The sequence below is a fragment of the Veillonella sp. VA137 genome (genome assembly GCF_003992015.1).
Lineage (GTDB): Bacteria > Bacillota > Negativicutes > Veillonellales > Veillonellaceae > F0422.
In genome coordinates, this window is the sequence record NZ_RQVK01000003.1 from 60,035 (window position 1) to 76,108 (window position 16,074).

The window sequence follows — 16,074 nt, forward strand, 5'->3', positions numbered from 1 at the left end:
GAGCTGTACTCACATGTCACATAGACATGCTAGTACAGCTCTTTTTATAATCATCTTACTGGGTCCACTACCTAAGCTACCTGCCAATAGTTCTAGTTATTACGCAAGAACCCCAGTTGACCTAAAACCTCTAATGTATTATCTACCACAGTACGGCCTTTTAACGCCACCACTTCACCAGATGGTTTCGTTTCATCTACTTTCAAAATTTCATCCGCTACTTTGTATAGCTCTTCTAAAGTTTTTGGCGTTTCTAATTGTTTCATCATCAGCACATGCGCAGAGTTAAATCCTGTAATGCTGTCATTGTACAAATCGGAGATGTTAATAAATCTGGATCCACCTCGATCCACAACAGTTTGTACATAATTAGCCATCTCTTTTGATACCGTAGACACACCTTCTTTGAATGTGGTGATTTCTTTTTTCTCTGTCACAGGTGCAATAAATCCACACAACAAGAAACGAATCAACATGCTATATAATTCCACATCATCATGCTCTGTATCATCTTGTAGTCGTTTTAGATCTGCTTTACAATCAGCAACGGTGAACATTTCTCCTTTACGACATTGATTAACAATGGCTTGTTCTACCATATTTGTTGTATCCTGTAACTCCTTACCCTTATTGATCATACCGAAATAGAGGGAATCAAGAGTGGTAATTAAAAACTCTTCATTATGACGTAGTAAATGAGCTTGTGACTCATGGCATAATAAGGAACGACGGAATTGGGTATCGAAATAGAAATCTAGAATTTGTTCTTTCGTATTCCAATCTCCACCAGACATAGCTTCAATTAATTCTCTGCGTTCTTTTTTCATCCACGTAATAGCAGACAGTTGGAAATCTGTATCCGCTACATAGACTAATTTATGTTTGTTAGCGCGGCCAATAAAATCCGTTATATATACAGGGTCATTAATAGGCTCTAAATATTCGTGAGCAATATAATATGTTTTATGATCTAACGCAGAATCAAAGCTATCTGTTTTCCAGCCTAATTTAGGTACCACATCCTTAGAGCCTTTGATAAGCTCATTCATATGATGTACGAAGGAAATCCCTTTTTCTGTGCGAGGTAATAAATCCATATCCTGATCATACCGTGTAGCAAAGAGCATCATCTCTCGCACTTGATCCAATCGATGCCAACCTGGATATACATTATAAGAAACGTAGGCTACCCCACGCTCGGACAAATTCACATTACAGATCTCTAAAATTTTTTCTTTCACCACATCTGGCACCCAAGACCAAATACCATGAACGATGATGTAATCGAATGTGCCAAAATCTTTGTCAATTTTTAGAATATCTTGTTCTATCAGTTTTACATTTTTTAAATCAATAGCTGTAATGATTTCATTGCCGATTTCAATTTGAGACCCACTAAGATCCACCCCTACAAAAGATGCCTCTGGATGATACACAGCTTGACCGATGATGTTACCACCCATAGAACAACCTAGTTCTAATACTCGAGCCTCTTTCGCTGGCACTGGATTCAAGCCCCATAATTTTGCCTTTGCCTCTAAACTGTTTACAGAGGTTACACCAAAGGATTTAGACGGATATACCAATTCATTATAGGAGTCCTTTAAATGTTTAATCACGGCCGTTTCTTCTTTAGAAATTGTTGTTTTCTTGTTTACGTTCATTATCAATGCCTTTCTTACTAATTGATTTGTATATATACTTTCATTTGCACTGCTATGCTCTAACCATATGTAATGTAATCAATTTATTATAACAGACCACCACAACTTTTACTAATATCCTATAAACATTATTGACAAATTTTCTTATAAAATATGCAATACTTGTAAAAGTATAACAATCGTGTAAATGGCAAATCCCGCATATAGAATATGTAATATCCGGTTCACTATAACCTCTAGGTTCATACGACCCTTTTTAAATAGTCTTTCATGGCGTACTAAAAAGAGATCCGGTTGACGAGAATTAGATGCACTTAGAACAATGCGATAGGCCTCAATGGCAGAACGGATGCCCACTATAATACTTACGCAAACGAGGCCGACTAATAAAGTATCTAGCCATTGAGGCTCACGTATGAAGCCTTTCACTAGCAAAATGCCTAATACATCTGCAGCCCCTGTAAAAATGATTCCGCTCATGGCCAAACCAGCCACTGCCTTAGGCGAAATAAAGTTTAAAACCTCCTGCAATGCATGACCCGCATTCTCGGCTTTTTCCTCTTTTGACTCCGATTGTATCCATCTGTGAATTGACCACAATTGGTATATGGTCCATGCTGTCAAATACGCTAAATACATGTGTAGTTCTGTCATACAATCCCTCCATCCTGCTTTACTCACTCAAATTTGATATGCTAACTTCTAAATATCTTAAGGTCTCCTCCCTTTTATTTTCTAAACTTTATCTTTGATGTACTAGCATCTATACACCAAATAAATCTACATTATACGCAGATAGTTCGGCGAATCTTCTATAATCCATACTAACACAGTACGTTAAAATGTACTACTAGAAAATGATTCATGATGTCGTTAGAAACTCATTTATTTGTCGATTGTAAGACTAATACAATCATTTCCTTTACTAATGAAAGAATACCTAGCCTACTAGATAGGTTAGGTATTCTTAGTCCTTTAGAAAAGTATTAATGTCCTTCTTTAACTTGGAAGATTTCCCCAGTCACAGCGTCGATTTTAATTTCTACTTCACGTGTTAAGGTTTCCCCATCGATTTCATAATGAGCACGTCCATGATCTGTATCGAATTTAACTTTTTCAATGCGATAGTCAGGGTATGCTGCTTTAAAGATTTCCATCGCTTTTTCTTGCGTAATTTGAACTTGTTGCTGTGTTGCTTGTGGCGCTACGGCTCCAGTTTGTTGTACAGTACCATTTGTCGTTCCTGTTGGTGTTCCATTCACCACTGGTGCTACTTGGACTGACCCTTTTACAGCTGGAATAGCACGTGTATACTGTTCACGATCTTGATACCAAAACCACCCCATAGCACATGCCGTCACAATGGCGCCTACAAAAAAAGAAATAATGCTTCGTTTCATACTATGTCTCCTTACTCAATTTCACAGTCTTAATACTTATATAGAAATTGGCGATCGCCTATACTACATTTACATAGTACATCTATATAACACACCTACGCATATCTACATATTTCTATATAATTTATAAAAATATAGTATCATATCTCTATTTCTGTGAGCAAGAAGTGTTCCGAAACTTCATGAAACTTTTAAATTACTATTATACTACCTAGCATTACAGCATCTAGAAATAGCAAGGTTTCCATCATGTCTCTATATTAGTATTCTATGGCACCAGAGTTCTGTTGAAAACCTCACAGTACATCATAGATTTTATAATGTCCTAAGACTTGTAAGTAATTAGACAGATCTTGAACTTCTGTTAAAGCTTGTTGTACTTCTGCTTCACGGCCTTCCCCTTCTATGTCAATGTAGAAAAAGTACTCCCACGGCGTGTGCATACATGGTCGTGACTTGATATTCACCATGTTCAGCTGATGATTTTCAAAGACTCGTAATACTTTCACCAGTGCTCCTGGAGTATTCGGTGTTTGTACAATGATACTTAACTTATGGGCATCATGAATCACTACATCCTTGTGGGTAATAATGAAGAATCGTGTAAAGTTTTCCTTAAAGTTTGCAATGTCTGGCGCCAACAGTGTGAGACCATATAAATCTTTCGCAGATTCATTGGCAATGCATGCTTTCGTTATATCCTGGGTATCACTTACATATTTCGCGCTCATGGCTGTATTGTTCATAGGACTTAGTTGCCACGAGCTGTGAGTCGCCAAAAATTGTGAGCATTGCATGAGGGCTTGCTCATGAGAGTACACCTCTTGAATCGTATCTAGGCTAGCACCTTGCACGCCCAATAAACTATGGCTAATACGGTGGCGTACTTCTCCCACGATGTGGATATTCTTATCTTTGATTAAATCTGTGCTATCCCGCACTTCACCAACGATGGAATTTTCAATAGGCAATATGGCATAATCGATGCGTCCTTCGTGGACAGCCTGTACGAGCTCACGATGACTTTGACAGCGCTCAATCCGTTGTCCTTCCACGGATCCACCCTTTTCTATATATTTTGAAAGTACATTCTGCAACACTTCATAAGCATAGGCACCAGGTACGCCTGTATAGCCTAGTACAGAGTGTGCCAACTGTAGATCCGTAACTCGTTCATCTGACATAGTAACTCCTCCTACATTCCGTTCCCAACACTGACATATGTACACTATTATACACAAAAGCACATGAAACCTTAACTAGTATATATATTTCTTTTCCCTAAAATTATACATATCTACTTTTCTCTAGCCCCCATAGCGCCCCTAAGCGATGTTAGTGATATCTAGACAACAACATATGCAAAAAAGCGCGGCATACTCCGGAGCAAACCTAACGATAGTATCAGTTTGTGGAGGAGTGTGCCGCGATTTTTTATACCTTATATACTCTTACATCTTATCCTAAGTGCGCTATGACAGCGTCAGTCATGCCTTGGGTATTCACTTTCGTGAATCCTTCTCGATACATATCCCCTGTACGATAGCCAGCATCAAGAACAGCTGTTACTGCTTGTTCAATGGAGTCCGCTACCGCAGGTAAGTCCAAGGAATAACGACACATCATGGCAGCAGACAAAATCGTACCTAATGGGTTAGCAATACCTTGTCCTGCAATGTCTGGCGCCGAACCATGAATTGGTTCATACAAAGAAGTGCCTGTACCGATGGAGGCAGATGGTAATAAGCCAAGGGAGCCAGAGATAACAGCCCCTTCATCACTCAAGATATCTCCAAATAAGTTAGTTGTCACTAACACATCAAATTGACCTGGATTCGTCACTAGTTGCATAGCTGTATTATCTACATAGTAGTAATCCATGGAAATATCTGGGTTAGCTTCTGCTTTTTCTTTCGCAATTTTACGCCACAAACGAGAGGATGCCAATACATTGGCTTTATCTACGCTCACCACTTTACCGGAACGTTTACGAGCTGTTTCTACTGCTACGTCCATGATGCGTTCCACTTCATAACGAGCATAAGTCTCTTTGTCCCAAGCAAATTCTGTTGGGCCTTCTCCTTGTGCTTCTTCCCGTTCCCCAAAGTAGATGCCGCCTGTTAATTCACGAACGATAACGAAGTCAACGTTTTCTACCAATTCTGGTTTCAACGGAGAAAATTCACGCAATGCTGGATAGATTTTCACTGGGCGCAAGTTACAGAACAAGCCCAATGCTTTGCGTAAACCAAGGATGGCTTTTTCTGGACGGATGGACGGATCTACATCATCCCATTTAGGGCCTCCTACAGCACCTAATAATACAGCATCTGCTGCTTGGCATGCATCGATAGTATCTTGTGGTAATGGTTCACCAAAGGCATCGATAGCCGCACCGCCAGCTTTTTTCTCAATCCAGTTGGCTGTTACACCAGCTTTGGCAAAGGCTGCATCCACCACAGCACGCGCCGAATTTGTTATTTCTTCCCCAATGCCGTCGCCAGCAATTAGGACAATTTGTTTTTCACTCATAGTATTCCTCTTTTAAAAGTCTCTACACATCTACAATATACCAAGATATTCTACCTAGTTAGTATCCATACTATAGGGAATACCTCTAGGCTAATCGATAGTAGCTTTGCCTAAGGCACCCTATTAGATATATTAGTTTTGTCTTGTTTTTGCAAAGTTTACCAATCCACCTGCTTTGGCAATATTTTGCACAAATTGTGGTAGTGCTGTTCCCTGGTAGCTTTCACCGGTAGTCACATTATGGACAACACCTGTGGCCATTTCCACTGCGATTTCGTGACCTTCTTGAATGCGCTCCACTGCATCACCAATTTCAATTACTGGTAAACCGATGTTGATAGCATTGCGGAAAAAGATACGAGCAAAGCTATCTGCTACGATGCAGGAAATACCTTTTTCTTTAATCACTGCTGGTGCATGTTCACGAGAGGAACCACAACCAAAGTTTTTGCCAGCTACCATAATTTCACCAGCTTTCACATTCGATGCAAATGTAGTATCAATGTCTTCCATAGCATGTTCTGCTAGTTCCGCCATATCCGCTATAGCCAAGTAGCGCGCTGGAATGATTACGTCTGTATCTACATTGTCGCCGTAGCGCCAAATCGTTCCTTGAAAGTCTGCCATATTATACCTCCTCAGGGCTTGCTAAATACCCTGCTACTGCACTTGCTGCCGCCACATACGGGCTTGCTAAATATACTTCACTGTCCACGTGTCCCATACGGCCACGGAAATTACGGTTTGTAGTAGACACAGTGCGTTCTCCCTCTGCCATGATACCCATGTAACCACCTAAGCAAGGACCACACGTTGGCGTACTTACAGCACAGCCTGCTTCGATAAAGATGTCCATTAAGCCTGCTTTTACAGCTTGGTTATATACATCTTGGGACCCTGGGATCACGATGCAACGCACGAAGTCCGCCACCTTGCGACCTTTAAAAATTTCTGCGCACATTTCTAAATCTTCAAAGCGTCCATTCGTGCAAGAACCGATGATAACTTGGTCGATTTGAATACGTTCTTCTTTCACAATGTCTTTCATGTAATGCGTATTGGAAGGAAGATGTGGGTATGCTACCACTGGTGTTAATTCGTCCAATTGGATGGTCACTACTTGGCAATAGTCTGCATCTTCGTCTGCTGCAATCGGTTCGATAGGGCGTGTGATGCGACCTTGGATATACTCCTCTGTCACTGCATCGTATGGGAATACACCACATTTACCACCCGCTTCGATGGCCATATTACAGATCGTCAAGCGGTCTGCCATCGTCATGTATTGCACACCAGATCCATGAAACTCAAGGGCTTTATAACGAGCTCCATCCACACCAATTTTACCGATTAAGTCCAATACAATATCTTTACCGGAAATCCATTTTGCTGGTTTTCCTTCTAGAACAACCTTAATAGTTTCTGGCACTTTGAACCAAGTTTTACCTTCTGCCATAGCGACCCCAGCATCTGTAGAACCCACACCAGTAGCAAAAGCATTCAATGCTCCGTACGTACAAGTGTGAGAGTCAGCGCCGATGATCATTTCCCCTGGCCCGATTAAACCTTGTTCTGGTAGTAATACGTGCTCAATGCCCATACGGCCTACTTCAAAATAGTGTGTAATCTTATGTTGTCGTACAAAATCACGCATCACTTTCGCTTGTGTAGCCGATTTAATATCTTTATTCGGTGTGAAATGATCCGGTACTAAGTAGATGCGATCTGCATCAAATACAGGTTTACCGATTTTTTCAAACTCTTTCTTTGCTGGTGGAAATGTAATATCGTTCATTAAGATGAAATCTAATTGACACTCAATCATTTGACCTGCTTTTACTTCTGCAAGCCCTGCATGGCGTGCCATATTCTTTTCTGTAATCGTCATACCCATGACATTAACCCTCCTGGTTTCCAAACTCTTGTTCTAATTCTTTTGCTAAATAAATTGCGTTTACTGCGTTAATATAGGCATTCACACTAGATTTTACGATGTCTGTGCTAACACCACGACCTTGGAATCTGCGGCCATTGTAGTTGACTTTCACCACCGCTTCCCCAAGGGCATCCTTACCTACCGTTACAGAACGGATTTGGAAGTTTTCCAATACAAATGGTGTATTCACCAATCGTTCGATAGCTCTGAAAGAAGCATCTACTGGACCATCACCAACAGCGGCATCCATGCGTTCCCCATTCGGAGTTAATACACGAATGCTAGCAAGCACGTATCCATTTTGATCGGAATGGTAATCGTGTTGTACCACGTGGAATGCTTGCTCGTGATGCATGGTATCCATCACCAAAGCGTAGATATCTTCATCGTAAACTTGTTTTTTCTTATCTGCTAAGGCTTTGAATTGAACGAACAATTCATTCACTCGTTCTTCTTCTAACTGAAAGCCTAAATTCACTAAATGATCTTCAAAAGCATGACGGCCAGAATGTTTACCCAATACGATAGACGTTTTTTCTGCTCCTACACTAGCCGGTGTCATAATTTCGTACGTTGTAGGATTGTTCAACATACCATGTTGATGAATGCCAGACTCATGCGCGAAGGCATTGGCACCTACGATAGCCTTATTAGGTGACACGGCAACACCGCAAAGTTTGCTCACCAATTTGCTAGTACGAGTGAATAGTGGTGTGTCGATGTGTACATCGAATGGATAGTGATCATGGCGAGTTTTGATGGTCATTACGACTTCTTCGATAGCCACATTACCAGCTCGTTCTCCCAAGCCATTCATTGTACATTCCACTTGACGAGCTCCCGCTTCGATAGCTGCCAACGTATTAGCATTGGCAAGGCCTAAGTCATTATGACAATGGACACTGATGATTGCCTTTTCGATACCTTTCGTATGTTCTTTAATGTAGCGAATACGATTACCAAACTCTTCTGGTGTCATGTAGCCTACTGTATCTGGTACATTCAAAATGGAAGCTCCACCTTCAATAGCCACTTCAAAGACACGACATAGATAATCTAAATCTGTACGAGATGCATCTTCTGCGGAGAACTCGATTTCATCAAATTTACCTTTCGCAAACTCAAGGATGTGTTTCACAATGTTTAACACTTCTTCACGAGTCTTTTTCAATTTATACTCTAAATGTATATCGCTAGTAGCGATAAACACATGTAGACGACTGCGCTCTGCGCCTACTAGTGCTTCTGCGGCTTTTGTCACGTCATTTTCATTAGATCGAGCAAGGGCTGCAATAGTACATCCACGTACTTCTTTAGCAATCGTAGCTACTGCTTCAAAGTCACCTTCTGATGCAGCTGGGAACCCCGCTTCGATGACATCTAATCCAAGGCGCACAAGGGCTTGTGCAATTTCTACTTTTTCTGGTGTTTGAAGGGACACACCCGGTGTTTGTTCCCCATCTCGAAGTGTTGTATCAAAAAAATAAATTCTATTGTTCATGATGATTCCTCTTTCTATCTATCGTATGTCTTAATTTCATTATCATGAAGTATCTCTACAAAACTGGATATGTCGCGACCATATCTCACCTTTGCGGCGATCCCTCTTGTGGTGGTTGTATTCCTATGTTCTGTGAAAATAACTTTCAGAGAATAGAAAAACGCCCCCAGAGATGACAATGCATCCCTAGGGGCGTTATGTATAGCGTATTGGTTTCATAGAGGTTTTTACATTTTATATACTATAGTTTTAGTAGTACTACATCACAGATTTTTCTCTATCTTGTGTAGCGGTTTGTTCACAACCAACCGCATATTCTACTGCTAGCAAGCTATGCTTACAACTATCAGAACATTCTAATAGAGTCTACTTGTACTGTATACCTTATACAGATCTCATCGTAAAATGTAAGAAACACTAATCAACCTATGATACAAAAAAGCCCCTCAATGTGCAGTGCACATCAAGGGGCATTATCATTTCAATAACACGGTCCCACCCTAGTTGGTTCTCACAGTTATAACGGAACTACCGTCGATGACTACTTGATTTCACCATCGCTGCTCACAGGGGAGTTTCAATATAACCGTTCTACTACTTCGCACCAACCAGTAGCTCTCTGAAAGCAACTAACTATATCTTTATACCTGTTCATCGCATTTGCTTTATGTAACTGAAGACTATTCTATAGCATTTTAAGTCGCTTGTCAATAGACTAATGTGTTTTTTATTTAAGTATATACACAATACGAATAAATTCTGTTATATAATATAAATCATTAATTTGTTCAAATAATTAATGATAAAGCCTACAACTCTTCTGTTTTATACACGGTATACCCTTCATAGTAATAACTATAGTCGATTCCCTTCATATATACTGTTCTATCATTTATTCTTTCAGTTAAAGCCTTTTTTAAGAGATGCTTGATTTCAGTATCTTTAATAGGACTTCGCTCCATGGCTAGCAAATAATCATCTTTGTCAACTAAGCTCCAATCTACAACAAGATGTAGTTCTTGTTTCAATATTTGATCTAGCCAAATTCTAGCGCTTCTTCCATTGCCTTCTCTGAAAGGATGTGCCACGTTCATCTCCACATATTTTTCAATAATTTCATCAAAAGTAGATTGTGGCATGTTCTCTATACTTTCAAGGGCCACCTGTAAATACATGACAGGCGCAAACCGGAAGTTACCTTTTGCCATGTTTACCGTTCTAACTTTTCCTGCAAAGTCATAGATACCTTCAAATAAATATCTGTGTATCGCAGCTAATTGCGCAAAAGAACCTACAGGATACTTCTCTAGTACAGTAGTATCAAACAGATCTAAAGCTTTCTTCTTACTAATCCGCTCTTCCTCTCTAGCAAGTTCTACAGAGTTAGTGATTCCTAACTTATTTTGCAATACCATACTATCACCACCTTCTAGCACAAAATATACAGACGCCTCTAACATTCATCATTTTTATAAAAATCTTCTAAGATATATGTTGTCACTGGTGTTACAAACAATTCATATTTTATAATTAGTTCTACAAGATCATCGTCATCAATTCATACAAAAGGACTGCACCCAGAATCTATTGTATTCTGTTACAGTCCTTTCTATGTTACATACTCACTATGTCTTATTTTTTATTCTCAATGGCCGCTTTCACAAATCCTTTGAACAATGGATGTGCATTGTTTGGACGAGATTTCAATTCTGGGTGGAATTGTACGCCTACGAACCAAGGATGATCAGCTACTTCAACGCATTCTACTAGACGATTATCAGGGGATGTACCAGAGATAATCAAGCCTGCATCTGTCAATTGTTGACGATAGGCATTGTTGAATTCCCAACGATGACGATGGCGCTCGTAAATCAAGTCTTCGCCGTATGCTTCATGTACTTTTGTACCAGGTACTGTTTTACATGGATATACGCCAAGACGCATTGTACCGCCTTTTTCATCTACATCTACTTGGTCATCCATTAAGTCGATGACAGGGAACTGGCAACTTTCATCAAATTCTGTGGAAGTAGCGCCTTTCATATCTAAAACGGAACGAGCAAATTCCATCACAGATGTTTGCATGCCCAAGCAAATGCCAAGGAACGGCACTTTGTGCTCACGAGCATATTGGATGGTCGAAATTTTACCTTCTACACCACGGCAACCAAAACCGCCTGGTACTAAGATACCATCTACATCTTTATATACTTCGGCTAAATCAGTACCTTCAGCTTCTACCGCTTCAGAATCAACCCATTTAATGTTCACTTTTGTATCTTCTACGATACCTGCATGACCCAACGCTTCTGCTACAGAAATATACGCATCATGTAATGCTACGTATTTACCAACAAGAGCGATGGTAATTTCTTGTTTAGGATGTAAGATTTTATGAACCATTTCTTTCCATTCTGTCATATCTGCAGGACGATCTTCTAGGTTCAATTTGCGTACAACAATGCTGTCTAATCCTTCATCTTGCATCATCAAAGGCACTTCATAGATTGTGCTGCAAGTGCGGTTTTCCACGATAGCATCTGGATCCACGTCACAGAATAATGCCAATTTATCTTTCATTTCACGGGAAATTTCTTTTTCCGTACGGCATACAATGATATCTGGTTGAATACCGATGCCACGAAGTTCTTTTACGCTATGTTGTGTTGGTTTTGTTTTCAACTCACCAGCTGCACTAATATATGGTACCAATGTTACGTGGATATATAACACATCATCACGGTTCACTTCTTTTTTCACTTGGCGGATAGCTTCCAAGAACGGTAAGCTTTCAATATCACCTACAGTACCGCCGATTTCTGTAATTACCACATCAGCATTGTCTTCTTTACCTACACGGAACACAGCATTTTTGATTTCATTCGTAATGTGAGGGATAACTTGCACAGTAGAGCCAAGATATTCACCTTTACGTTCTTTATTGATCACAGACCAATACACTTTACCAGCTGTAATATTGGATGTTTTACCTAAGTTAATGTCGATGAAACGTTCATAGTGGCCTAAATCTAGGTCAGTTTCTGCACCGTCGTCAGTGACGAACACTTCACCATGTTGATAGGGACTCATTGTACCTGGGTCAATATTAATATATGGATCAAATTTTTGAATTGTCACCTTATATCCACGGTTTTTCAACAAACGTCCCAAGGATGCTGCAGTAATGCCTTTACCTAATGATGATACGACGCCACCTGTTACGAAAATATACTTTGTTGACATGATGCCTCCCTAATAAATTATGCGCTTCTGATTACATTTTTTCAGGAGCAGAAATACCTAAGATACCAAGACCATGTTGTAATACATGTGCTGTTGCCGTAATCAAGCCTAATCGAGCTTGTTGCAATTCTGGTTCAACGCCCATGATACGACCTTGTTTATAGAAGGAATGGAATAGACTTGCTACATCGTACAAGTATTTAGCGATACGATGTGGCGCTTTATTATTAGCAGATAGTTGAACTTCTTCTGGATAAGCCGCTAATTTTTTAATCAATTCCACTTCTTGTTCACTTTGCAATGCTGTGAAAGATGTATTTGCCCAGTCACCATAGGCAATACCTGCTTCTTTTACTTGCCCAAAAATACTATGAATACGAGCATGTGCATACTGGATATAGTACACTGGATTGTCGTTAGATTTAGAGGATGCCAAGTTGATATCGAAGTCCAATTGACTATCTAAGGAGCGCATCAAGAAGAAGTATCTTGCTGCATCCACCCCTACGTCTTCAATCAATTCGTCCAACGTTATGGTTTCACCAGTACGTTTGGACATTTTTACAAGCTCTCCATCACGGTATAAGAATACCATTTGTAATAATAGAACTTCTAGTTTATCTGGATTGAATCCAAGTGCTTCCATGGCTGCTTTCACACGGGCAATATACCCATGATGGTCAGCACCCCAAATGTTAATTAATTGTTTGTACCCACGTTCGTATTTATCTTTGTGGTATGCAATATCTGCGGCTAAGTATGTTGGTTCTCCATTGTCACGGATAACCACTCGATCTTTGTCATCTCCATATTGCATAGACGCCAACCAGTAGGCTCCATCTTTTTCATACATTCCGCCAGATTCTAATAGCTGATTCACCAACGTACGAATTTCACCACTTTTATGCAAACTACGTTCACTGAACCAACGATCAAACCCAACGCGGAAATTACGTAATGTTTTGCGTAGTCCATTTAATTTTTCTGTTAAAGCAAATTCTTTAAAGAACGGAACACGCTCTTCTTCTGGAAGTACTGCGAAGAAGTCGCCTCTCCAGTTAATCAATTCTTGTGCTGTATCGATGACATCTTGACCACGATAGCCAGACTCAGGGAACTCATGTTTCATATCTAATAATTCTAAATAACGAGCATTCACAGAAGCCGCTAAATTATCGATTTGTTTACCTGCATCATTGATGTAATATTCAGCAAACACATTAAAACCAGCTGCACGCATCAAATTCACCAAAGCACTACCATAGGCAGCACCACGACCATGTCCTACATGTAACAACCCTGTTGGGTTTGCACTAACATACTCGATTTGCACTGTATCTTCTTCACGAAGTGGTGCATTACCATATGTGTCCCCTGTTGTTAATATATTTTTTAAAGTATCGTAAATCACATCCGATGCTAAAAAGAAATTGATAAATCCAGCACCTGCTACTTCAGCACGCGTTAACCAATCATAATTCATATGAGAAATAATTGTTTCTGCGATCGCTCTTGGATTCGATTTCGCTACCCGTGCAGATTGCATAGCAATATTCGTAGAAAAATCGCCAAATTCTTTCTGCGGAGGCACTTCCAACTGTGCCTCTGGATAGGTACCTTCTGGTAGTTCTCCTTGTTCCAAAGCTATCTGCAAAGCATCCTTAATGGCTGCCTTCAAAACTTCTTTCATGTCCATAATGTACATCCTCCCGAATCTCTACATATAGTTGGTTGTAAAATTGCCACTCACCACCAACAGAGATATCATATCCTAAACAAATATGGCCCTTGCCATCTTTCAAATCTATGTCTAATTCATGGGTTAACATAGCTAGTTCTACCGCCCCATATGACGTTTCCAAACTTGCAATGTTAGTCTTCCCTAGTTGATACTCATGGCGCATAGAAAATTCACCAGTTCTTAGGAGTACCACCGAATCCTTATAAGCTTTAATGGTTGTTTTTGTATTCCCCAAACCAGTGACTTCACTTTCATCATAAATGATGTGTTTCGCCAAGGCTGTTTCATAATACTTACCAGAGGATACTAATTCCACCACCGTATCTTCTCCATCCGCATCACGTTGCGTACTTTTCACGGACACAATGACTCGTTTCATTAGCATTCCTCCTCTCGTATTCACGCACTATCTGTATCATTTCATTATATCACAACTTGCCGCAATGAGGGCATCTTTTTGGGACCGTTCCATGCGCTTTACTTGCTGTTCCATGGATTGAGCGTCTTGCTTTCTACTGAAAGCTGTGCTCCATACCAAAGTGACTGGTCTTCGACTTCGTGTATATTTGGCGCCCCCTTTAATTTCACCATTATGGGCTCGTATACGTTTTTCTAAATCCGTAGTCCATCCCGTATAGAGAGAGCCATCTGCACAGCGTACCATATAGGTGTAAAATTTTTCTTCCATCTTATTCACCAGCTGGGATTGGTGCTAAGTCAATAGACTGAATCACTACTGGTTCTTTTGGAGTATCCCGTTTATCTCTAGGCACACGACTGATCGCTTCTACCACATCCATACCCTGTACAACCACTCCAAAGATGGTGTGTTTGTTATCTAACCATGGGGTTGGCGCCACTGTAATAAAGAACTGAGCATTCCCTGTATTAGGGCCTGCATTAGCCATCGCCAAGATTCCCATTTTATTAAAGTGTAAATCATTGCTCACTTCATCAGGAATTGTATACCCTGGACCACCTTTTTTATTATCTCCACCTTGGATCATGAATCCATCGATAACACGATGAAAGGTTAGATTATTATAATATCCTTGCTCAATTAAACTTTTAAAGTTTTTTACAGTAATAGGTGCCTTGCTACCATATAGACGCACTTTGATATCACCTTTATTCGTATGAATCGTAGCATATTCATCAGCAATTGGTGTCGCATCAAAGCTAGGCATTTTTATTTCTACTTTCACTTCTTTCCCTACTTCAGATTTTGCTTGCTGAGCTGCGTCAGTACCACAAGCAGCCGTCACTACTAACGTTGCTCCTAATAGCGCACTCAGTAAGATACGTTGTATATTCATTAATTATCTCCATTTCTAAATATAAAAACCACCGTTAGATGAAACCTCTAACGGCGGTCTTTACTTATTGTATCATACTTGACGCAGATGTGCAAAAAGAATCTACCCTATCTCTCCAAGACTTGACGAATATAATAGCCACGTGCTCGCAAAGAACCATTCAAGTAAACAATCTCATTCGATTTCACACGAACCAAATACAATGGATCATCACGGTCTAATAATTTTTCCATACCAATTTCTGTTAGTACCTTAGCATACTCTTCATCATCAGGACCTAGCACCGTTGCTACACCTTGAATCTGAACACTCTTCGCCGTACCTGGACCCTCATAAGGATCGAACACCGTAAGAGATACGTTTTTATCTTCTTCTAAGTGAAAGAATTTCTCACCACCTTCAGAGAAAATATCAATGTATCCACCATGCACAGTATACGATAATGTAGTGCAACGAACTCCCGTTTCACTATGCGTCGCTAAAGCACATGTATGATGAGCTTTCAAAAAATCAACAATCTCAACATGCAATTCACGTGGGTCCATCTTTCTTGCAGTTTTATCCTTCTCTGTCCAAAAAGAAGCTGCTACTTTATAATCCATCAATTCTCCTTTCAACCCCTGCACGAACTTACCTCATTCTATTATAGCACTAACAGCCATGTCCATTTCAAGTACTTACAGAATAATTTTGAAAGTTATTATTAAAAACTTAGCTCAACAAAAGTAAATACGATACATT

At 40.0% G+C, this 16,074-nt stretch carries 15 protein-coding genes and 1 other annotated feature; all 15 genes read right to left on the bottom strand.

Going from position 1 to position 16,074, the window contains the following annotated elements:
• Positions 1-92: 92 nt before the first annotated feature.
• Positions 93-1,664: a class I SAM-dependent methyltransferase gene (locus EO116_RS02185; protein ID WP_127160444.1), complete on the bottom strand. Its 1,572-nt coding sequence runs from the start codon at positions 1,662-1,664 to the stop codon at positions 93-95.
• A gap of 144 nt (positions 1,665-1,808) precedes the next feature.
• Entirely contained in the window at positions 1,809-2,318 is a 510-nt protein-coding gene (locus tag EO116_RS02190) for a hypothetical protein (protein ID WP_127160445.1), read from the bottom strand.
• A 332-nt stretch (positions 2,319-2,650) separates the two neighbouring features.
• On the bottom strand, positions 2,651-3,064 hold the full coding sequence (locus tag EO116_RS02195; RefSeq protein WP_127160446.1) for a PepSY domain-containing protein: 414 nt from the start codon (positions 3,062-3,064) through the stop codon (positions 2,651-2,653).
• 296 nt (positions 3,065-3,360) lie between these two features.
• A complete protein-coding gene (gene pheA, locus EO116_RS02200; RefSeq protein ID WP_127160447.1) occupies positions 3,361-4,248 on the bottom strand; it encodes a prephenate dehydratase in 888 nt (295 codons plus the stop codon).
• Positions 4,249-4,522: 274 nt separating this feature from the next.
• Positions 4,523-5,596: a 3-isopropylmalate dehydrogenase gene (gene leuB / locus EO116_RS02205; protein WP_127160448.1), complete on the bottom strand. Its 1,074-nt coding sequence runs from the start codon at positions 5,594-5,596 to the stop codon at positions 4,523-4,525.
• Between the two features lie 132 nt (positions 5,597-5,728).
• Positions 5,729-6,223, bottom strand: a complete 495-nt coding sequence (locus EO116_RS02210) for a 3-isopropylmalate dehydratase small subunit (protein WP_127160449.1) — start codon at positions 6,221-6,223, stop codon at positions 5,729-5,731.
• Position 6,224: 1 nt separating this feature from the next.
• Positions 6,225-7,490, bottom strand: coding sequence for a 3-isopropylmalate dehydratase large subunit (leuC, locus tag EO116_RS02215; RefSeq protein WP_127160450.1), 1,266 nt, complete (start codon positions 7,488-7,490; stop codon positions 6,225-6,227).
• A gap of 4 nt (positions 7,491-7,494) precedes the next feature.
• On the bottom strand, positions 7,495-9,033 hold the full coding sequence (locus EO116_RS02220) for a 2-isopropylmalate synthase (protein ID WP_240629106.1): 1,539 nt from the start codon (positions 9,031-9,033) through the stop codon (positions 7,495-7,497).
• A gap of 463 nt (positions 9,034-9,496) precedes the next feature.
• Positions 9,497-9,697 (bottom strand) — a binding site (T-box leader).
• 145 nt (positions 9,698-9,842) lie between these two features.
• The gene (gene fic, locus EO116_RS02225) at positions 9,843-10,448 is read right to left on the bottom strand and encodes a protein adenylyltransferase Fic (RefSeq protein WP_127160452.1); all 606 of its coding nucleotides are present in this window, start codon (positions 10,446-10,448) and stop codon (positions 9,843-9,845) included.
• Positions 10,449-10,665: 217 nt separating this feature from the next.
• Positions 10,666-12,276 carry a CTP synthase gene (locus EO116_RS02230; protein WP_009352983.1) on the bottom strand — a complete coding sequence of 537 codons (1,611 nt, stop codon included), beginning with the start codon at positions 12,274-12,276 and terminating at the stop codon, positions 10,666-10,668.
• A 31-nt stretch (positions 12,277-12,307) separates the two neighbouring features.
• Positions 12,308-13,972 carry an arginine--tRNA ligase gene (argS, locus tag EO116_RS02235; protein WP_127160453.1) on the bottom strand — a complete coding sequence of 555 codons (1,665 nt, stop codon included), beginning with the start codon at positions 13,970-13,972 and terminating at the stop codon, positions 12,308-12,310.
• The gene (locus EO116_RS02240; protein WP_127160454.1) at positions 13,938-14,396 is read right to left on the bottom strand and encodes a DUF1934 domain-containing protein; all 459 of its coding nucleotides are present in this window, start codon (positions 14,394-14,396) and stop codon (positions 13,938-13,940) included. The genes argS and EO116_RS02240 overlap by 35 nt, the downstream gene beginning before the upstream one ends.
• A gap of 36 nt (positions 14,397-14,432) precedes the next feature.
• Complete coding sequence (locus tag EO116_RS02245; protein ID WP_127160455.1) at positions 14,433-14,705, bottom strand: GIY-YIG nuclease family protein; 273 nt, start codon at positions 14,703-14,705, stop codon at positions 14,433-14,435.
• 1 nt (position 14,706) lies between these two features.
• On the bottom strand, positions 14,707-15,333 hold the full coding sequence (locus EO116_RS02250; RefSeq protein WP_127160456.1) for a peptidylprolyl isomerase: 627 nt from the start codon (positions 15,331-15,333) through the stop codon (positions 14,707-14,709).
• Positions 15,334-15,440: 107 nt separating this feature from the next.
• Positions 15,441-15,935, bottom strand: a complete 495-nt coding sequence (locus tag EO116_RS02255; RefSeq protein WP_127160457.1) for a pyridoxamine 5'-phosphate oxidase family protein — start codon at positions 15,933-15,935, stop codon at positions 15,441-15,443.
• Positions 15,936-16,074: the final 139 nt, after the last annotated feature.